Source organism: Pseudohaliea sp., assembly GCF_040217025.1.
Classification (GTDB): domain Bacteria; phylum Pseudomonadota; class Gammaproteobacteria; order Pseudomonadales; family Halieaceae; genus Pseudohaliea.
Window position 1 is genome coordinate 450,411 of sequence record NZ_JAVJOA010000004.1, and the last position, 18,239, is coordinate 468,649.

General features: G+C 67.7%; 20 protein-coding genes. All 20 read left to right on the forward strand.

The genetic code is table 11. The features are described 5' to 3' along the window. Positions 1-108 precede the first annotated feature (108 nt). The 20 genes from rpmH (at position 109) to glmU (ending at position 18,238) form a co-directional block, all read left to right on the forward strand. Positions 109-243 (forward strand): 50S ribosomal protein L34, encoded by a 135-nt coding sequence (rpmH, locus tag RKE50_RS03005; RefSeq protein ID WP_080048951.1) that lies wholly within the window; start codon positions 109-111, stop codon positions 241-243. A 38-nt stretch (positions 244-281) separates the two neighbouring features. Beyond that, the gene (gene rnpA / locus RKE50_RS03010; RefSeq protein ID WP_350034302.1) at positions 282-638 is read left to right on the forward strand and encodes a ribonuclease P protein component; all 357 of its coding nucleotides are present in this window, start codon (positions 282-284) and stop codon (positions 636-638) included. Beyond that, positions 635-862 carry a membrane protein insertion efficiency factor YidD gene (gene yidD, locus RKE50_RS03015; RefSeq protein ID WP_350034304.1) on the forward strand — a complete coding sequence of 76 codons (228 nt, stop codon included), beginning with the start codon at positions 635-637 and terminating at the stop codon, positions 860-862. Before rnpA ends, yidD begins: the two co-directional genes overlap by 4 nt. A 6-nt stretch (positions 863-868) precedes the next feature. Beyond that, a complete protein-coding gene (gene yidC, locus RKE50_RS03020) occupies positions 869-2,557 on the forward strand; it encodes a membrane protein insertase YidC (protein ID WP_350034306.1) in 1,689 nt (562 codons plus the stop codon). Between the two features lie 12 nt (positions 2,558-2,569). Beyond that, entirely contained in the window at positions 2,570-3,949 is a 1,380-nt protein-coding gene (gene mnmE, locus RKE50_RS03025; protein WP_350034308.1) for a tRNA uridine-5-carboxymethylaminomethyl(34) synthesis GTPase MnmE, read from the forward strand. Positions 3,950-4,409: 460 nt separating this feature from the next. Then, entirely contained in the window at positions 4,410-6,308 is a 1,899-nt protein-coding gene (mnmG, locus tag RKE50_RS03030; RefSeq protein WP_350034309.1) for a tRNA uridine-5-carboxymethylaminomethyl(34) synthesis enzyme MnmG, read from the forward strand. A gap of 1 nt (position 6,309) precedes the next feature. Beyond that, positions 6,310-6,942 (forward strand): 16S rRNA (guanine(527)-N(7))-methyltransferase RsmG, encoded by a 633-nt coding sequence (gene rsmG, locus RKE50_RS03035; RefSeq protein WP_350034311.1) that lies wholly within the window; start codon positions 6,310-6,312, stop codon positions 6,940-6,942. Further along, the gene (locus RKE50_RS03040; protein WP_350034313.1) at positions 6,939-7,730 is read left to right on the forward strand and encodes a ParA family protein; all 792 of its coding nucleotides are present in this window, start codon (positions 6,939-6,941) and stop codon (positions 7,728-7,730) included. Before rsmG ends, RKE50_RS03040 begins: the two co-directional genes overlap by 4 nt. After that, entirely contained in the window at positions 7,730-8,611 is an 882-nt protein-coding gene (locus RKE50_RS03045) for a ParB/RepB/Spo0J family partition protein (protein ID WP_350034315.1), read from the forward strand. Before RKE50_RS03040 ends, RKE50_RS03045 begins: the two co-directional genes overlap by 1 nt. 196 nt (positions 8,612-8,807) lie before the next feature. Continuing rightward, positions 8,808-9,236 carry an ATP synthase subunit I gene (locus RKE50_RS03050; RefSeq protein ID WP_350034317.1) on the forward strand — a complete coding sequence of 143 codons (429 nt, stop codon included), beginning with the start codon at positions 8,808-8,810 and terminating at the stop codon, positions 9,234-9,236. 41 nt (positions 9,237-9,277) lie between these two features. Then, positions 9,278-10,156, forward strand: a complete 879-nt coding sequence (gene atpB, locus RKE50_RS03055; protein WP_350034319.1) for a F0F1 ATP synthase subunit A — start codon at positions 9,278-9,280, stop codon at positions 10,154-10,156. Positions 10,157-10,197: 41 nt separating this feature from the next. Next, positions 10,198-10,425: a F0F1 ATP synthase subunit C gene (gene atpE / locus RKE50_RS03060; protein WP_117319281.1), complete on the forward strand. Its 228-nt coding sequence runs from the start codon at positions 10,198-10,200 to the stop codon at positions 10,423-10,425. Between the two features lie 61 nt (positions 10,426-10,486). Next, the gene (locus RKE50_RS03065) at positions 10,487-10,957 is read left to right on the forward strand and encodes a F0F1 ATP synthase subunit B (protein WP_350034321.1); all 471 of its coding nucleotides are present in this window, start codon (positions 10,487-10,489) and stop codon (positions 10,955-10,957) included. Positions 10,958-10,969: 12 nt separating this feature from the next. Next, the gene (locus tag RKE50_RS03070; RefSeq protein WP_350034322.1) at positions 10,970-11,506 is read left to right on the forward strand and encodes a F0F1 ATP synthase subunit delta; all 537 of its coding nucleotides are present in this window, start codon (positions 10,970-10,972) and stop codon (positions 11,504-11,506) included. A gap of 16 nt (positions 11,507-11,522) precedes the next feature. Then, positions 11,523-13,067: a F0F1 ATP synthase subunit alpha gene (gene atpA / locus RKE50_RS03075; protein ID WP_350034324.1), complete on the forward strand. Its 1,545-nt coding sequence runs from the start codon at positions 11,523-11,525 to the stop codon at positions 13,065-13,067. A 15-nt stretch (positions 13,068-13,082) separates the two neighbouring features. Next, positions 13,083-13,946 carry a F0F1 ATP synthase subunit gamma gene (gene atpG / locus RKE50_RS03080; RefSeq protein ID WP_350034326.1) on the forward strand — a complete coding sequence of 288 codons (864 nt, stop codon included), beginning with the start codon at positions 13,083-13,085 and terminating at the stop codon, positions 13,944-13,946. A 79-nt stretch (positions 13,947-14,025) separates the two neighbouring features. Continuing rightward, positions 14,026-15,423, forward strand: a complete 1,398-nt coding sequence (gene atpD / locus RKE50_RS03085) for a F0F1 ATP synthase subunit beta (RefSeq protein ID WP_350034328.1) — start codon at positions 14,026-14,028, stop codon at positions 15,421-15,423. A gap of 28 nt (positions 15,424-15,451) precedes the next feature. Beyond that, a complete protein-coding gene (locus tag RKE50_RS03090) occupies positions 15,452-15,880 on the forward strand; it encodes a F0F1 ATP synthase subunit epsilon (protein ID WP_350034329.1) in 429 nt (142 codons plus the stop codon). A 177-nt stretch (positions 15,881-16,057) separates the two neighbouring features. Then, the gene (locus tag RKE50_RS03095; protein WP_350034331.1) at positions 16,058-16,735 is read left to right on the forward strand and encodes a TIGR00153 family protein; all 678 of its coding nucleotides are present in this window, start codon (positions 16,058-16,060) and stop codon (positions 16,733-16,735) included. A 129-nt stretch (positions 16,736-16,864) separates the two neighbouring features. Continuing rightward, entirely contained in the window at positions 16,865-18,238 is a 1,374-nt protein-coding gene (glmU, locus tag RKE50_RS03100; RefSeq protein ID WP_350034333.1) for a bifunctional UDP-N-acetylglucosamine diphosphorylase/glucosamine-1-phosphate N-acetyltransferase GlmU, read from the forward strand. Position 18,239 lies beyond the last annotated feature (1 nt).

Genomic DNA, 18,239 nt, shown 5'->3' on the forward strand with positions numbered 1-18,239 from the left:
ACGGGGCGCTTTCTCTACAATCTGCGTCCTTTTTTGGCTGTGCCCCATCGGCACCGCGGCGGCGCCGCGACTGCCTTCCTTATATAGACAGCAACTCGAGTCACTGACATGAAAAGAACGTTCCAGCCCAGCGTGCTCAAGCGCAAGCGTAACCATGGCTTCCGCGCGCGGATGGCAACCAAGAACGGTCGCCAGGTCCTCGCCCGGCGCCGCGCCAAGGGGCGCAAGCGCCTGTCCGCGTAAGCCGGCGCCGCGCACAGCGAGAGCCGGTACCTTCGCTGATGGCCGCGTCCTTCCGCAAGCATCAACGCCTGCTCACGGCCCGGGATTACCGGACCGTGTTTTCCTGTGTCAGCGTGAAGGCCGGCCAGCGCGAATTCCTGCTCCTGGCCCGGCCCTCGACGCAGCCGCACCACCGCCTCGGGCTGGCCGTTGCCAAGAAACACGTGTCCCGGGCGGTGCGCCGCAACCGCATCAAGCGCATCGCCCGGGAACGCTTCCGCCAGCTGCCGCCGCCGGCCGTTCCCCTGGATATCGTCTTCCTGACGCGGCCCGGCGCCGGAGAGCTCGACAAGGCTGCTCTGGCCACGGGAATAGACCGGCAGTTCCGGCGCCTGATCGAGCGCGCCGCGGCATGAAGAAGCTCCTGCTCGCCGTACTCCGCGTTTACCAGTGGTGCCTCAGCCCCTTTCTCGGCCACCACTGCCGCTTCTACCCGACGTGTTCCGAGTACGCCCGCGAAGCCATCGACACCCACGGTGCCACTCGCGGCATGATGCTGGCAGCCAGACGCCTGTCGAAATGCCACCCCTGGCACGAAGGCGGCGCCGACCCGGTGCCCGCCACCCGAAGCACAGACTGAGAGATTATGGATATCCAGCGAACCCTGCTCATCGGCGCCATCGCCCTGCTGTCGTTCATGCTGCTGTCCGAGTGGGTCGCGTTCCGCGATGCCCGTGAGGCCGATGCCGCGCCGGCCACCCAGCGCCTGACGGCCGGCAGCGCCCCGGCCAACGCGCAGGTCCCGCCCGCCGGCGGCGAGGCACCCGCCGCAGGTGAACTGCCCGCGGACCTGCCGCCGCCGCCCGATGACACCCCGGACACTGCGGCGGCGGAAGCCGGGGACGCGCGCATCGTGCAGGTGTTCACCGATACGCTCGAGCTCGCCATCGACCTGAACGGCGGCGACATCGTCGAAGTCGCCCTGCCGAAATACCTGGCGGAGCTCGACGGGGATGATCCCTACGTTCTCCTGGAGCGCAACAGCAGGCGCACTTACGTGGCCCAGAGCGGCCTGGTGGGCCCCGACGGCATCGACGCCCCCCGCCGCGCCCGCTACGACGCTGCCCAGGCCCGCTATGAGCTGGCGCCGGGGCAGGACACGCTGACCATCGACCTGGCCTGGACCGGCAACAACGGCCTCGACATCACCAAGCGCTTTACCCTGCGTCGCGGCGAGTACGTGCTCGACGTCACCTACCTGGTCGAGAACAACACGGAAGCGCGCTGGCAGGCCAACCTCTTCGGGCAGATCAAGCGGGACTCGAGCCAGGATCCGTCCGCGGACGCGGGACTGGGGCTGCAGCCCTTCCTGGGCGCCGCCACCACGCAGCCGGATGACCGCTTCACCAAGTTCGACTTCAAGGACATGCGCGAAGACCCCTTCAAGCGACAGCTCGAGGGCGGCTGGATGGCCATGGTGCAGCACTACTTCCTGAGCGCCTGGATTCCCAACCCGCAGCAGACACATACCTACTCCACGCGCGTTACCGCCGCCGGCTTCAACATCGCCGGCTTTACCAGCCCGGCCCTGGTCGTCGATCCCGGTGAGCGCGGGAGCAGCACGGCGCGCTTCTACGCGGGGCCGAAGGACCAGTACCGCCTCGAGGAGATCTCCCCCTTCCTCGAGCTGTCCGTCGACTACGGCTGGCTCTGGTGGATCGCGCAGCCGCTGTTCTGGCTCCTGAACAAGATTCACGCGCTGGTCGGCAACTGGGGTGTTGCCATCATCGCCCTGACGGTGCTGATCAAGGCAGCCTTCTACAAGCTGTCCGCCACCAGCTACCGGTCCATGGCGAACATGCGCCGCATTACGCCGAAGGTGCAGGACATCCGCGAGCAGTACGCCGACGACAAGCAGAAGCAGTCCCAGGCCATGATGGATCTCTACCGCAAGGAGAAGATCAATCCCCTGGGCGGCTGCCTGCCGATCCTCGTGCAGATGCCGGTCTTCATCGCGCTGTACTGGGTCCTCATGGAAAGTGTCGAGTTGCGCCACGCGCCGTTCATGCTGTGGATCGACGATCTATCGGTGATGGACCCGTACTTTGTCCTGCCCGTGCTCATGGGCGCGAGCATGTTCTTCATGCAGAAGCTCAACCCGCCGCCCCCCGATCCCATGCAGGCGAAGATCATGCAGTGGCTGCCGGTGGTCTTCACTTTCTTCTTCCTCTGGTTCCCGGCGGGCCTCGTGCTCTACTGGCTGGTGAACAACCTGCTCTCCATGGGGCAGCAGTTCATCATCACCCGGCAGATCGAGAACGCGGGCAAGGCCTGAGGCCCACCGCCCGTGGCCGGTGCCCCGCCTGAAGACACCATCGCCGCGATCGCCACGGCAACCGGGCGCGGCGGCATCGGCATCCTGCGCCTGTCGGGCCCTGCCGCCCTCGCCATCGCGCGCCAGCTGACCGGGCGCGACCGTTTCCGCCCCCGCTACGCCCACCGCGCCGACTTCCTCGATGCCGGGGGCGCTCGCCTCGACGACGGCCTGGCGCTGTATTTTCCGGGACCGCACTCCTTCACCGGCGAGGACGTCATCGAGTTCAACTGCCACGGCAGCCCGGTCGTCCTCGACCTTCTTCTGCAGGCGGCCTGCGCCTGCGGCGCACGGCCGGCACAGCCCGGCGAGTTCTCCCGCCGCGCCTTCCTCAACGACAAGCTGGACCTCACCCAGGCCGAGGCCATTGCCGACCTTATCGAGAGTGCCAGTGTCGAGGCCGCGCGCAACGCACTGCGCTCCCTGAGCGGCGCCTTCAGCAAGCGTGTGCACGACCTGGTGGAGGCGGTCACGCGCCTGCGGGTCTATGTCGAAGCGGCCATCGACTTCCCGGACGAGGAGGACGTGGACTTCCTGGCGGAGGGCGAAGTCGGCGCCCGCCTGGCAGGCATCGCCACGCAGCTGGCCGCCGTGCGCGAGAGCGCCCGCCAAGGCAGCCTCCTGCGGGAAGGGCTCAAGCTGGTCATCGCCGGTAGGCCCAACGCGGGCAAGTCCAGCCTGCTCAACGCGCTGGCCGGTGAGGAGCGCGCCATCGTCACGGCCATCGAGGGCACCACGCGCGACGTGCTGCGCGAGGACATCCTGGTTCACGGCCTGCCGCTGCATATCGTCGATACCGCCGGCCTCCGGGACAGCGATGACCCCGTCGAGCAGGAGGGCGTGCGCCGCGCCATGGTGGAGATCGCCAGCGCCGACCGGGTGATTCTCGTTGTCGATGACAGCGCCGGCGGGGCGCCGCCCCGCCTTGCAAACCTGCTGCCAGCGGGCGTCGCGCCCCCGCCGCCGGGCACACCGGTAACCCGCGTGCATAACAAGATCGACCTGTCCGGCACTGCCGCGGCCATCGAGAGCACGGCGGACGGCACGGACATCTGGCTGTCGGCGCAGAGCGGTGCTGGCCTGTCGCTCCTGCGCGAGCACCTGCGCGGCAGCGTCGGGCTGGCGAGTGCCGGGGAGAGTACCTTCAGCGCCCGGCGCCGGCATCTCGATGCCCTGGATCGCGCCGCGGCCCACCTCGACGACGCGCGGACACAGCTGGACGGCAGCGGTGCCGGCGAACTGGTCGCCGAAGACCTCCGTTACCTGCAGGGCTGCCTGGGCGAGATCACCGGCAGGGTCAGCAGCGACGATCTCCTCGGCGAGATTTTCTCCAGCTTCTGCATCGGCAAGTAACAGCCTGTCCACAAACCTGTGCAGGCGCTGGCGCGGTGTGATGATCGTGCACGGCTTACCCCCGCTCGCTCCCCCGGCTATCCACCTTCCTTTCCCCCGATGCAGGGACCTGTGGGCAGACGCGGTAACCGCGGTCACACAAGTCGTGGACCAGGCGGTGGCCCGACTGGCGACACGCCGGGCTCGCAGAACCCTCCACATTCGGTACCCAGCCTGCCCCGGAGCTATACCGCTGCCGCGAACAGCCCTTTGCGTCGCGCAACCTCCCGGCAAACAAGATAAAAACCGGCTTATCCCCGGATCTCACCGCGCCTAATAATCACAACAATAAATCTCTATTTCTATCCCAACCATGATTTATTCTCTTCTTCCGGTAAGGCGAAACCGGGTTTGGCGGAATACCGACACGCCCGTATAATCCGCTCCCCTTGCCAGCCTGCAGCGACGCAGCGGTCAAACCATGCGCTACCCGGACAGTTTTGACGTGATCGTGATCGGCGGTGGCCACGCCGGGACCGAGGCGTGCCTGGCCGCCGCGCGCATGGGCTGCCGCACGCTGCTGCTGACGCACAGTATCGATACGCTCGGGCAGATGTCCTGCAACCCGGCCATCGGTGGCATCGGCAAGAGCCACCTGGTGCGCGAGGTCGATGCCCTCGGCGGCGCCATGGCCGCGGCCACGGACCGCGCCGGTATCCAGTTCCGCGTGCTCAATGCGCGCAAGGGCCCCGCGGTCCGAGCGACCCGGGCGCAGGCCGACCGCGTGCTCTACCGCGCCGCCATCCGCGGCATCCTGCAGGCGCAGCCCGGCCTGCAGATTTTCCAGCAGCCGGTGGACGACCTGCTCCTGGACGGCGACCGGGTTGTCGGCGCGCGCACGGCCATGGGGCTCGACTTCCACGCCGAAGCGGTCGTGCTTGCCACCGGGACGTTCCTCGGTGGGCGGATACACATCGGCCTCGAGAGCTCGAGCGGCGGCCGCGCCGGCGATGCCCCGGCGATCGCCCTCGCCCGGCGCCTGCGCGAGATGCCCTTCCGCGTCGACCGGCTGAAGACCGGTACCCCGCCGCGCATCGACGCGCGCAGCGTAGACCTCGCCTCCCTCGAACAGCAGTGGGGAGACGACCCGCGGCCGGTCATGTCCTTCCTCGGTGATCCGGCGACGCATCCCGAGCAGCGCTGCTGCTGGATCGCCCATACCAACGCGCGCACCCACGACATCATCCGCGCCAACCTCGACCGCTCGCCGATGTATTCCGGGGTGATCGAGGGCACCGGGCCGCGCTACTGCCCGAGCATCGAGGACAAGATCCACCGCTTCGCGGACAAGGACGCGCACCAGGTCTTCGTCGAACCCGAGGGTCTCGATACGCCGGAGCTCTACCCGAACGGCATCTCCACCAGCCTGCCCTTCGACGTGCAGCTGGCGTTCGTGCGTTCCCTCGCCGGTTTCGAGAACGCGGTGATCACCAGGCCGGGCTACGCCATCGAGTACGACTTCTTCGATCCCCGGGACCTCCGGCCCTCGCTGGAGACGCGCCCGGTCGAGGGGCTTTACTTCGCCGGGCAGATCAACGGCACCACCGGTTACGAGGAAGCGGCCGCCCAGGGCCTGCTGGCGGGTATCAACGCGGCCCGCCGCGTGCGCGGCGAACCGCCGTGGTGCCCGCGCCGCGACGAGGCCTACCTCGGCGTGCTGGTCGACGACCTGATCACCCTGGGCACCCGTGAGCCCTACCGCATGTTCACCTCCCGTGCCGAGTACCGGCTCCTGCTCCGGGAAGACAACGCGGACCTGCGCCTCACCGCGACCGGCCGTGAGCTGGGGCTCGTCGACGATGACCGCTGGGCCCGTTTCGAGACCAAGCGGGAGGCGATCGAGCGCGAACAGCAGCGCCTGCGCACGACGTTCCTCCACCCGGGCACGCCGGGGGCCCGCCAGCTGGAAGAAAAGCTCGGTAGCGAGCTGAAGCGTGAGTATGCGCTTGCTGACCTGCTCAAGCGTCCGCAGCTCGATTACGCGGCGATCGCCCCCCTGGCCGAGGGCGCGGTGGAAGACGCACAGGTCGCTGAGCAGGTCACGATCCAGGCGAAATACGCAGGCTACATCGAGCGCCAGGCCGAGGAGATCGCCCGCCTCGCCCGCCACGAGAGCCTGGCCCTGCCCGAAGCGCTCGACTACGCCGCGGTCGACGGCCTGTCCCACGAGGTACGGGGCAAGCTCGCCGACGCCCGCCCGGCGACCCTCGGCCAGGCGGCCCGGGTCCCCGGCGTGACCCCGGCGGCGATTTCCCTGCTGCTCGTGCACCTGAAGAAGCGCGAGGGCCAGGCGCGGGCAGCGACCCGGAAAAGCGCCTGAGGTGCGCGACCCGGCGCTGGCAGCGGGCTGTGCCGCGCTGGGCCTGACGCTGCCGCCGGCCGTGCTGGCCGCGCTGTCGTCCTACCTCGATCTCCTCGAGAAATGGAACCGGGCCTACAACCTCACCGCCGTGCGCGAGCGCGATGCCATGGTCACCCGCCACCTCCTCGACAGCCTCGCCGCTCTGCCGCACCTGCCTGCGGGCGGCTCTTTCGTCGACGTGGGCACCGGCCCGGGGCTGCCGGGCATTCCCCTGGCGCTCGCAGCGCCGGCGCACCGCTACTGCCTCCTCGACAGCAACGGCAAGAAGACCCGCTTCCTGTTCCAGGTGAAAACGGCCCTGGCCTTGGCTAACATACGCATCGCGGCGGAGCGTGCCGAAGATCACCGGCCGGAGCAGCCCTACACCGGCGTTCTCAGCCGGGCCTTCGCCGCGTTGCCGGCAATGCTCGAGCGCTGTGGCCACCTGCTCGCGCCCGGTGGCGCGTTCTACGCCATGAAGGCGCAGGTCGGCGCCGACGAGCTGGCGGCCGCCGAGGCCCTGGGCTACCGGGCGACGGTGACGGCCCTCGCCGTGCCCGGCCTCGATGAGCAACGCTCCCTGATCACCCTGCGGCCGGAGACCAGCGCGTGACACGAACCATCGCCATCGCGAACCAGAAGGGCGGCGTCGGCAAGACCACGACCTGCGTCAACCTCGCCGCGTCCCTGGCCGCGATGAAGAAGCGCGTGATGCTGGTGGACCTCGATCCGCAGGGCAACGCCACCATGGGCTGTGGCGTCGACAAGTACGCCATCGAGCAGAGTATCTACGACGTGCTCGTGCACGAGGCGCCGGTTGCAGACGTCCGCTGCACCGCCGGTGAAGCCGGCTTCGACGTGCTGCCGGCGAACGGCGATCTCACCGCTGCGGAGGTGGAGCTCCTTCAGGTAGACGGCCGCGAGCGCCGGCTGCGGGCGAGCCTTGCCCGGGTCAGGGAGGACTACGACTACATCCTCGTCGACTGCCCCCCTTCGCTGAACATGCTCACCGTGAACGGCCTCGTCGCCGCCGACGGCGTGATCGTCGCCATGCAGTGCGAGTATTTCGCGCTCGAGGGCTTGTCCGCGCTCCTCGACACGATCCGCCGGGTCGCGGAAAGCGTCAACCCGGCGCTCGAGGTCGAGGGCATCCTGCGCACCATGTACGATCCCCGCAACAGCCTCACCAACGAGGTGTCCTCGCAGCTGCATGAACACTTCGGTGACCGCGTTTTCCGTACCGTGGTACCGCGCAACGTCCGCCTCGCCGAGGCGCCCAGCCACGGTATGCCGGCGATGTATTACGATAAGTACTCCCGCGGTTCCCGAGCTTACCTGGCCCTGGCGGGAGAGATGATCCGGCGCGAGGAACGCCTCGCCGCGGCGGGAGGAAGTGACTGATGGCTGGCAAGAAAGCGCGCATGGGCCGAGGCCTGGACGCCCTGCTCTCGTCCTCCGCGCAGGCATCGAGCCGCGAGCAGGCCCCCGCGGCGGCGGAGAGGGACGGTGAGCTGCGGGAAATCCCCGTCGACCTGATCCAGCGCGGCAAGTACCAGCCGCGCCGGGACATCGAGCCCGAATCCCTGCAGGAGCTCGCCGACAGCATCAAGGCCCAGGGGCTCATGCAGCCCATCGTGATCCGGCCGATCTCGGACAAGCGCTACGAGATCATCGCCGGTGAGCGCCGCTGGCGCGCCGCGCAGCTCGCCGGCCTCGGCGAGATCCCCGCGCTGGTGCGCGATGTCACCGACGAGGCGGCTATCGCCATGGCGCTGATCGAGAACATCCAGCGCGAGGACCTGAACCCGATCGAGGAGGCGGTGGCCCTGCAGCGGCTGCAGCAGGAGTTCGACCTCACCCAGCAGGAAGTGGCCGAGGCCGTGGGCAAATCGCGTTCAACCGTTGCCAACCTGCTGCGCCTGATGAGCCTGGAGCCGGAGGTGCGGACGCTGCTCGAGCATGGCGATATCGATATGGGCCACGCTCGCTGCCTCCTGTCCCTGGCTGGCGCGGCGCAGTGCCAGGCGGCCCGGCAGGTGTCTTCCCGGGGCCTGTCCGTGCGCCAGGCCGAGGCCCTGGTCCGGCGCCTGCTCGCGGAAGCGGAGCGCGGGCCGGACGAAAAACCGGCGCTGGACCCGGACATCCGCCGGCTCCAGGATGATCTCTCGGAGCGGCTGGGCACCCGGGTCCAGATCCAGCACGGCAAGGGCGGTAAGGGCAAGCTGGTACTGGCCTACGGCAGCCTGGAGGAGCTCGACGGGATTCTCGGACACATCCAGTAGGCCGATGCGCACTATCTTTCTTCTTTATATAGGGTCCCCGTAGGCACATAATGCGTCTTGGGGGCCGGGCCACCCCCAGATGCTGTGGTTCCTCTTCCGATGGCCGGGAACACGCCGTCGAGGGTCTGCTCGCTCGGTTGATGGGCCTTCGCATACCCCCTATTAATGCGCGCGCCCGAAACGAGGACCCACTTGCGTGGCTGACGGCAAAGGGGGAGCGAGCGGGATCGCGCCGACAGGGGCCAGGCTGAAGCCGCCACCGGTTTACCGCATCACGCTGGTCCAGCTAGCGGTCCTCGGTCTCCTGTCTATCGTGACCCTGGCGTTGGCGGACACCACGACCACCGTGTCGCTGGCCGCCGGCGCGGCCTGCAGTGCCTTGCCGCAGGCCTGGTTCGCCCTGCAGTTGTTCGGGCGCGGAGGACGGCGCGGTGCCGAGGTGGCCCGGGCCGGCTATGCCGCGGAAGCGGGCAAGTTCCTCCTGAGCGCGGTGGGTTTCGCCCTGGTTTTCGCGCTGTTACGGCCGGTGGTACCGCTGGCCGTGTTCGGCGGCTTTGCCGCCATGCTGCTCGTGCAGGTCGCGGGTGGCGTCTGGCTCCTGCGCCGCGGGCAGGCGAGCCGGTAACAGACAACCCCGCGGCGAACGACGAGCAGAGAGCGAGTTGCATGGCAGGCGAGACGCAGACGGTTTCCGGATACATCGTCCACCACCTGACGAATCTCACCTATGGCAAGCTGCCGGCGGGCTACCACCGCCACGACGGCAGCACCATCGGTGAAGGCGGCGCCTGGGTCATGGCTCACGGTGGCGACGAAGCCGCCGCGATGGGCTTCACCGCGATCCACGTCGACTCCATGATCTGGTCCATCGGCCTCGGTATCTTCTTCTGCTGGTTCTTCCGCCGCATGGCAAAGAAGGCCAGCGCCGACACCCCCTCCGGCGCGCTGAATGCCGTGGAGATGATCGTCGGCTTCGTCGACAACACCGTGCGCGACAGCTTCCACGGCCGCAACCCGCTGGTCGCGCCGCTGGCCCTGACGGTCTTCGTCTGGGTCTTCCTGATGAACCTCATGGACCTCATTCCCGTGGACCTCATTCCGCACACGCTCGCGCTGCTCGGCGTGGAGTACCAGAAAATCGTGCCGTCCACGGATCCGAACATCACCATGGGCATGGCCGTGGGCGTGTTCATCCTGATGCTCTACTACTCGATTACCGTGAAGGGCTTCGGCTTCGTCAAGGAGTTGACGCTGAACCCCTTCAACCACCCCGTTTTCATCCCCGTGAACCTGTTCATGGAAGTGGTCGGACTGCTCGCCAAGCCCTTCTCGCTGGGCCTGCGGCTGTTCGGCAACATGTACGCGGGCGAGATGATCTTCATCCTCATTGCCGCGCTGTTCAGCGCCGGTATCGCCTGGCTGGTACCCGCCGGTCTCATGCAGGTCGGCTGGGCGATCTTCCACATCCTGATCATCACGCTGCAGGCCTTCATCTTCATGGTGCTGACGATCGTTTATCTCAGCATGGCCCACGAGGATCACTAAGCAACCCCCTACTGTCAGGCAATCAACGCTAGGAGAAAACCATGGAACTGATTTACGTTGCCGCTGCAATCATGATGGGCCTCGGTGGCCTGGGCGCCGCCATCGGCGTCGGTCTTCTCGGCGGTAAGCTGATCGAAGGCTCTGCACGCCAGCCGGAGCTCGCTCCGAAGCTGCAGACCACCTTCTTCCTCGGCGCCGGCCTCGTGGACGCCATCCCGATTATCGGTGTCGGTATCGCCATGTACCTGATCTTCGTGGTCGCCGGCTGAACCGGGACACCCGTAGCACGGGGCGCCGCCCGCGGCGTCCCCAACACGTGAGGAGAAGGTTGTGAACATTAACCTTACGCTGATCGGGCAAATGCTGGCGTTCGTCGCTTTTGTCGTGTTCTGCATGAAGTACGTCTGGCCGCCGATCCTGGCCGCCATGCAGGAGCGCGAGCAGAAGATCGCCGAGGGCCTGGCGGCTGCCGAGCAGGCCGAGCAGGACCTGGAGCTGGCCAAGGAAAAGGCCGTCGAGCGCCTGAAGGAAGCCAAGGAAGAGGCCTCCTCCATCGTCGACGCGGCCAACAGGCGCGCCAGCCAGATCGTCGAGGAGGCCAAGGATACGGCCCGCCTCGAGGCCGAGCGCGTCAAGGCTGCGGCCCAGGCCGAGATCGAACAGGAGGCCAACCGAGCGCGCGAGCAGCTGCGCAGCCAGGTCGCCGTCCTGTCCGTCGCCGGCGCCGAGAAGATTCTCGGTGCTTCCATCGACCAGCAGGCACACGCCGACCTGGTCGACAAGCTGGCAGCAGAGCTGTAACGAGAGGTCGCGATGGCTGAACTAAGCACGCTGGCCCGCCCCTACGCGAGAGCGGCGTTCGAGTACGCGAGCGACAAGGGCGACCTGGAGAGCTGGCTCGCGCAACTGCAGCTCGCCGCCGCCGTTGCCGCCGAGCCCCGGGTCGTAGCGCTCCTTAATGACCCGGCGCTCACCGCGGACGAGCAGTCCGAACGGTTCCTCGGGCTCCTCGGCGACAACGCGAGCGCACCGGTCCAGAACTACCTCCGGGTCCTGGCAGCAAACCGCCGTCTGCCCCTTCTGCCCCAGGTCTGCCGCCAGTTTGCAGAGCTGAAGGCCGAGCGGGAGCGGGTTGTCGAGGTACAGGTCTTCTCCGCTTTCGACCTGCCCGAAGACGTGCGCGACCGCATTGCCGCGGCGCTGGGCAAGCGCCTGGATCGCGAGGTCGTGGTCAGCAGCGAGACCGACCCGGCGCTCCTGGGCGGACTACTGATCCGGGCTGGCGACACGGTCATCGACGGCTCCGTGCGCGGCCGGCTGAACAAGCTGGCCGAAGCACTGACACACTGAATTTGAGGAACAGAGCATGCAGCAACTGAACCCATCGGAAATCAGCGACATCATTCGCCAGCGCATCGACCAGCTCGATGTGGGCAGTGAAGCGCGCAACGAGGGCACGGTCGTCTCCGTCACCGACGGCATCATCCGCATCCACGGCCTCCAGGACGTGATGTACGGTGAGATGATCGAGTTCGACGGCGGCATCTACGGCATGGCCCTGAACCTCGAGCGCGACTCGGTCGGCGCCGTGATCCTGGGCGACTACAAGGGTCTCGCGGAAGGCCAGTCCTGTCGCTGCACGGGCCGGATCCTGGAAGTTCCGGTCGGTCCGGAGCTGCAGGGCCGCGTGGTCGACGCCCTCGGCACTCCCATCGACGGCAAGGGCCCGATCGACGCCGGCATGACCGACGCCCTGGAGAAGGTCGCACCGGGCGTGATTGCCCGCCAGTCCGTCGACCAGCCGGTGCAGATCGGCCTCAAGGCCATCGACGCCATGGTCCCCATCGGCCGCGGCCAGCGCGAGCTGATCATCGGTGACCGCCAGATCGGCAAGACGGCCATCGCCGTGGACGCGATCATCAACCAGAAGGGCACGGGCATTAAGTGTATCTATGTTGCCGTCGGCCAGAAGGCGTCCTCGGTCGCCGCCGTGGTGCGCAAGCTCGAAGAGCACGGCGCCATGGAGCACACCATCGTGGTTGCCGCGACCGCGTCCGATCCGGCCGCCATGCAGTACCTCGCGCCCTTCGCCGGGTGCACCATGGGCGAGTACTACCGCGACCGCGGTGAAGACGCGCTCATCATCTACGATGACCTCACCAAGCAGGCCTGGGCCTACCGCCAGATCTCCCTGCTGCTGCGCCGCCCGCCGGGCCGCGAAGCCTACCCCGGTGACGTCTTCTACCTGCACTCGCGCCTCCTCGAGCGCGCGGCGCGGGTCAACGCAGACTACGTCGAGCAGTTCACCAATGGCGAGGTCAAGGGCAGGACCGGTTCCCTGACCGCCCTGCCGGTGATCGAGACCCAGGCCGGCGACGTGTCCGCCTTCGTACCGACCAACGTGATCTCCATCACCGACGGCCAGATCTTCCTCGAGACCGACATGTTCAATGCCGGCATCCGTCCGGCCATGAACGCGGGCATCTCCGTATCCCGGGTAGGCGGTTCGGCGCAGACGAAGATCATGAAGAAGCTGTCCGGCGGCGTGCGGACGGCCCTGGCGCAGTACCGCGAGCTGGCGGCGTTCTCGCAGTTCGCCTCCGACCTCGACGAAGCCACCAAGGCCCAGCTGGACCACGGTGAGCGCGTCACCGAGCTCATGAAGCAGAAGCAGTACTCGCCGCAGAGCATCGCCGAGATGGGCATCATGCTCTACGCCGCGAACGAGGGCTTCCTGAAGGATGTGGAAGTCGACAAGATCGGCGCCTTCGAGGACGCGCTCCTGTCCTACATGCACGCCGAGCACGGCGAGCTCATGGGCAAGGTGGTCGAGACCGGCGCGTGGGATGACGAGATCGAGGGTGCCTTCAAGGGCGCCATCGAGTCCTTCAAGTCGACGCAAACCTGGTAAGCCCCGGAGGCCCCGATGGCAGTCGGTAAGGAAATCCGCACCAAGATCTCGAGCATCCAGAGCACGCAGAAGATCACCAGCGCCATGGAAATGGTCGCGGCGAGCAAGATGCGCAAGGCCCAGGATCGCATGGAGGTCGGCAAGCCCTACGCGCGGCGCATGCGCGACGTGGTCGGCCACCTGGCCAACTCCGCGCCGGAGTACCGCCACGTGTACATGGAAGAGCGCGATCCGAAGCGCGTCGGCTTCATCGTCGTCGCCACGGACCGGGGGCTCTGTGGCGGCCTGAACATCAACCTGTTCAAGGCCACCGTCCGCGCCATGAAGGCGTGGGACGAGCGCGGCTGCGAGATTGACCTCTCCCTCATCGGTGCCAAGGCCTCGGCGTTTTTCAACAGCTACGGCGGCAACGTGGTGGCGGCGACGCGGGATATCGGTGAGGAGCCCTCCCTCGAGGACCTCATCGGCGGTGTGAAGACCATGCTCGATGCCTACGCCGCGGGAACCATCGACCGGCTGTTCCTGGTGAGCAACGAGTTCGTCAACACCATGACGCAGACCCCGACGGTGGAGCAGCTGCTGCCGCTGCCGGCGGACGACAGCGACGAGATGAAGCATCACTGGGACTACATCTACGAGCCCGACGCCCGGGAACTGCTGAACCGGCTGCTGGTGCGCTACATCGAGTCCCAGGTCTACCAGGCCGTGGTCGAGAACGGCGCCTGTGAGCAGGCGGCGCGGATGCTGGCCATGAAGAACGCGACAGACAACGCCGGTGAGCTCATCGACGACCTGCAGCTGGTCTACAACAAGGCCCGCCAGGCGGCCATTACCCAGGAGCTCTCGGAGATCGTCAGCGGCGCCGCAGCCATCAGCTAGCGCCGCCGACGGCAAGAGACAGGCACTAATTCAAATACAGAGCTCAGAGACAGAGCTTTCAGAGACAGAGGATCCGGACATGAGTAGCGGACGAGTCGTTCAAATCATCGGCGCGGTCATCGACGTGGAATTCCCGCGCGACAGCGTCCCGAAGGTCTACGATGCGCTGACGGTCACCGAGAAGGGCCTGACCCTCGAGGTGCAGCAGCAGCTCGGTGACGGCGTCGTGCGCGCCATCGCCATGGGCTCCTCGGAAGGGCTCTCCCGCGGCCTCGGCGTGGAGAACACCGGCGCGCCGATCTCCGTGCCCGTCGGCGGCGAGACCCTCGGCCGCATCATGGACGTGCTCGGCAACCCCATCGACGAGCGCGGCCCCATCGGCGAGCAGGAGCGCGCCTCCATCCACCGCGACGCGCCCAGCTACGAGGAGCTTGCGGCCTCGAGCGAGCTGCTGGAAACGGGGATCAAGGTGATCGACCTGGTCTGTCCCTTCGCCAAGGGCGGCAAGGTCGGCCTCTTCGGCGGCGCCGGCGTGGGCAAGACCGTGAACATGATGGAGCTCATCAACAACATCGCCATCCAGCACTCCGGCCTCTCCGTGTTCGCCGGTGTCGGCGAGCGGACCCGGGAAGGTAACGACTTCTACTACGAGATGCAGGAGTCGAAGGTCGTGGACATCGAGAACCCGGCCAACTCCAAGGTGGCGATGGTCTACGGCCAGATGAACGAGCCGCCGGGCAACCGCCTGCGCGTGGCCCTGACCGGCCTGACCATGGCGGAGAAGTTCCGCGACGAGGGCCGCGACGTCCTCCTGTTCATCGACAACATCTACCGTTACACCCTCGCCGGCACCGAGGTGTCCGCACTGCTGGGCCGGATGCCCTCTGCCGTGGGCTACCAGCCGACGCTGGCCGAGGAAATGGGTGTACTGCAGGAGCGGATCACCTCCACCAAGGTAGGCTCGATCACCTCGATCCAGGCCGTGTACGTACCGGCGGACGACCTGACCGACCCGTCCCCGGCCACGACCTTCGCCCACCTGGACTCCACCGTGGTACTGTCCCGGGACATCGCTGCCAAGGGTATCTACCCGGCCGTGGATCCGCTGGACTCCACCTCCCGCCAGCTCGACCCGCTGCTCATCGGCAACGAGCACTACGACACGGCGCGCGGCGTGCAGAACGTGCTGCAGCGCTACAAGGAGCTCAAGGACATCATCGCCATTCTCGGCATGGACGAGCTGTCCGAGGAAGACAAGCTGACGGTGGCCCGGGCGCGGAAGATCGAGCGCTTCCTCTCCCAGCCCTTCCACGTGGCGGAGATCTTCACCGGTGCGCCGGGCAAGTACGTGTCCCTCAAGGACACGATCGCCGGCTTCAAGGGCATCCTCGCCGGTGACTACGACGACCTGCCGGAGCAGGCCTTCTACATGGTCGGCACCATCGACGAAGCCGTCGAGAAGGCAAAGAAGCTGTAAGGGCACCCAGGAGCAACGAGGCTCGCACATGGCTATGACAATTCACTGTGACATCGTCAGCGCCGAGGAGGGCATCTTCTCGGGCCTGGTCGAGTCCCTGGTCGCCACCGGCGACATGGGCGAGCTCGGTATCAACTACGGCCACGCGCCGCTGCTGACCGCGCTGCGCCCGGGGCCCGTCCGCATCGTGACCCAGCAGGGCAATGAAGAGGTCTACTACGTCTCCGGCGGCTTCCTGGAAGTGCAGCCGGGCGTGGTGACGATTCTCGCCGACACGGCGCTGCGCGCCGACGACGTCGACGAGGCCGCCGCCGAGGAAGCCCGCCGCGAGGCGGAGCAGGCGCTGGCCAACCAGTCCGGTGACTTCGATTACGGCCGCGCGTCCGCGCAGCTTGCCGAGGCCGCCGCCCAGCTCGCGACGCTGCGCAAGATGCGCAATCGCGCCGGCCGCGGCTGAGTCCGCCCTCGCCGCCCCGGTGGGGCGGCGCATCCGGCGCTTCTTCCGGCACTTCGCCGGCCTATTCTTCTGTGCTTTCCCGGCCTTGTTGCCGGTCGGCAGCATTGCGTGCACACGTTTACTGTTACACTGGTGTGACAGTTCGATGACAGCGGCCCTCGCCGCGGGAGAACGCACGTGTTACCCAACCTCGTTGGAGAGTCGGTTCTACGCTCGCCGATGCTCGCCCTCATGGAGCACATGGCCGTGGTTCTGCAGGCGGTGGAGGCGCTCGGCGACTTCGCCGCGCTCGCCCAGGATGGCGCCTGGGACCGCGCCCTGCAGGCCCAGCAGCGGGTGGCCGACCGCGAGAGCGATGCGGACCACCTGAAACAGCAGCTCCGCGGCGACATGCCGAAGAGCGTCTGGATGCCCGTAGCCCGCAGCGACCTCCTCGACCTGCTCTCCGCGCAGGACAAGATCGCCAATCGCGCCAAGGATATCGCCGGCCTCATGCTCGGCCGCCAGCTCGCCTTTCCCGGCACGCTGACCGAGGGGGTCAGGGACTACGTCGCGCTATCGGTCCAGGCCACGGCCGGTGCCCTCGCCGCCGTCGAGGCGACCCAGGTGCTGTACCAGAGTGGGTTCGGCGATCGCCAGGCCGCCGAGGTCGAACGGCTGATCGTGGACGTGGAGCGGCTCGAGCGCGCGTCGGACCGCAAGCAGGTGGAACTCAGGGCGCAGCTGTTCCAGGTCGAGAAGGACCTGCCGCCGGTCGATGCCATGTTTCTCTACCAGGTCCTCGACTGGATCGGCAGCGTGGCCGACCGGGCGGAGAAGGTCACCCACCGCCTGCTCCTCGTCATCAAGTCCTGAGCACTCTGTGATTCAGCGCACGGTCCGGCGCTTTGCCCGGCCGCCGCGGCGTTGTATTGGCGACCGGTAAGGCTAAGATGAAGGCCTTTCGACGCGCCCCGGGCGCGGGCCGGGGAACAGGGTATCGCCATGAGTCTCACTGTCGTCATTCTCGCCGCCGGCCGGGGCAAGCGCATGCGCTCGTCCCGGGCCAAGGTGCTGCACCCCGTCGCCGGCCGCCCCATGCTCGCCCATGTCCTCGACCTCGCCCGCCGTCTTGACCCGGTGCGGATCTGCGTCGTCGTCGGACACGGTGGCGACGCGGTCCGCGAAGCGCTCGCCGCCGACGATGTCGTGTGGGTGGAACAGCGCGAGCAGCTCGGGACCGGACACGCGGTGCTGCAGTCCCTGCCGCAGGTGCGGGAGGACGACGGCCGGGTACTGGTGCTCTACGGCGATGTGCCGCTCCTGCCCGAAGCGCCCGTGCGCGAGCTGGTCGCGGCGGGCAATGCCCTGCTCACCGCCCGGCTGCCCGATCCCGCCGGCTACGGCCGGATCTGCCGGGACGCCGCTGGCGCGTTCACCGGCGTGGTCGAGGAGCGCGACGCGACGGACGCGCAGCGTGCCCTCGACGAGATCAATACCGGGGTCCTCGCCATCGACGCCGCGTTGCTGCGGCACTACCTGCCCGCCGTCGGCAACGACAACGCCCAGGGCGAGTACTACCTGCCGGACGTGCTGCCCCTGGCCATGGCCGACGGTCACCGCGTGCACACGGTGTGCACCGAAGACCCCGGCGCGGTGCTGGGAATCAACGACCGGCTCCAGCTTGCAAGCGCCGAGCGCGAGTTCCAGCGCCGTTCGGCCGAGGCGCTGCTGCGCGGTGGCGTAACCCTCGCCGACCCGGCGCGGCTCGATGTGCGCGGCAGCCTGCAGTGCGGCGAAGACGTGTTCATCGACGTGGGTGTCGTGATCGAGGGCGCGGTGACCCTCGGCGACGGTGCGCGCGTCGGGGCCCACTGCGTGCTCCGCGATGCCACGGTGGGTGAGGGCAGCGAGGTGCACCCCTTCAGCCACCTGGACGGGGCCACTGTCGGGGCCGGCTGCAGCGTCGGGCCCTATGCGCGCCTGCGCCCGGGAACGGTGCTCGCCAACCGGGCCCGGGTCGGCAACTTCGTCGAGACCAAGAAGGCGACGATCGGCACGGGCAGCAAGGTCAATCACCTGAGCTACGTGGGCGACGCGACGCTCGGCGCTGGCGTAAACGTCGGCGCCGGAACCATCACCTGCAACTACGATGGTGTCGCCAAGCACCACACCACCCTCGGCGACGGTGTCTTCATCGGCTCCAACAGCACCCTGGTCGCGCCGCTGGACGTCGACGAGGGCGGCTTTGTCGCCGCCGGCTCGACCGTGACCCGCGACGTGGGCAGGGACCAGCTCGCCGTGGGCCGCGGCCGGCAGCGCAACATCGACGGCTGGCGCCGCCCCGGCACCGCCGCGGACGAGAAAGGAGGGCACTGAT

What these genes read in the sequence shown, in the direction of transcription:
- rpmH (WP_080048951.1), top strand. Translation starts at nt 109, where the DNA reads ATGAAAAGAACGTTCCAGCCCAGCGTGCTCAAGCGCAAGCGTAACCAT.
- rnpA (WP_350034302.1), top strand. Translation starts at nt 282, where the DNA reads ATGGCCGCGTCCTTCCGCAAGCATCAACGCCTGCTCACGGCCCGGGAT.
- yidD (WP_350034304.1), top strand. Translation starts at nt 635, where the DNA reads ATGAAGAAGCTCCTGCTCGCCGTACTCCGCGTTTACCAGTGGTGCCTC.
- yidC (WP_350034306.1), top strand. Translation starts at nt 869, where the DNA reads ATGGATATCCAGCGAACCCTGCTCATCGGCGCCATCGCCCTGCTGTCG.
- mnmG (WP_350034309.1), top strand. Translation starts at nt 4,410, where the DNA reads ATGCGCTACCCGGACAGTTTTGACGTGATCGTGATCGGCGGTGGCCAC.
- RKE50_RS03045 (WP_350034315.1), top strand. Translation starts at nt 7,730, where the DNA reads ATGGCTGGCAAGAAAGCGCGCATGGGCCGAGGCCTGGACGCCCTGCTC.
- atpB (WP_350034319.1), top strand. Translation starts at nt 9,278, where the DNA reads ATGGCAGGCGAGACGCAGACGGTTTCCGGATACATCGTCCACCACCTG.
- atpE (WP_117319281.1), top strand. Translation starts at nt 10,198, where the DNA reads ATGGAACTGATTTACGTTGCCGCTGCAATCATGATGGGCCTCGGTGGC.
- RKE50_RS03070 (WP_350034322.1), top strand. Translation starts at nt 10,970, where the DNA reads ATGGCTGAACTAAGCACGCTGGCCCGCCCCTACGCGAGAGCGGCGTTC.
- atpA (WP_350034324.1), top strand. Translation starts at nt 11,523, where the DNA reads ATGCAGCAACTGAACCCATCGGAAATCAGCGACATCATTCGCCAGCGC.
- atpG (WP_350034326.1), top strand. Translation starts at nt 13,083, where the DNA reads ATGGCAGTCGGTAAGGAAATCCGCACCAAGATCTCGAGCATCCAGAGC.
- atpD (WP_350034328.1), top strand. Translation starts at nt 14,026, where the DNA reads ATGAGTAGCGGACGAGTCGTTCAAATCATCGGCGCGGTCATCGACGTG.
- RKE50_RS03090 (WP_350034329.1), top strand. Translation starts at nt 15,452, where the DNA reads ATGGCTATGACAATTCACTGTGACATCGTCAGCGCCGAGGAGGGCATC.
- glmU (WP_350034333.1), top strand. Translation starts at nt 16,865, where the DNA reads ATGAGTCTCACTGTCGTCATTCTCGCCGCCGGCCGGGGCAAGCGCATG.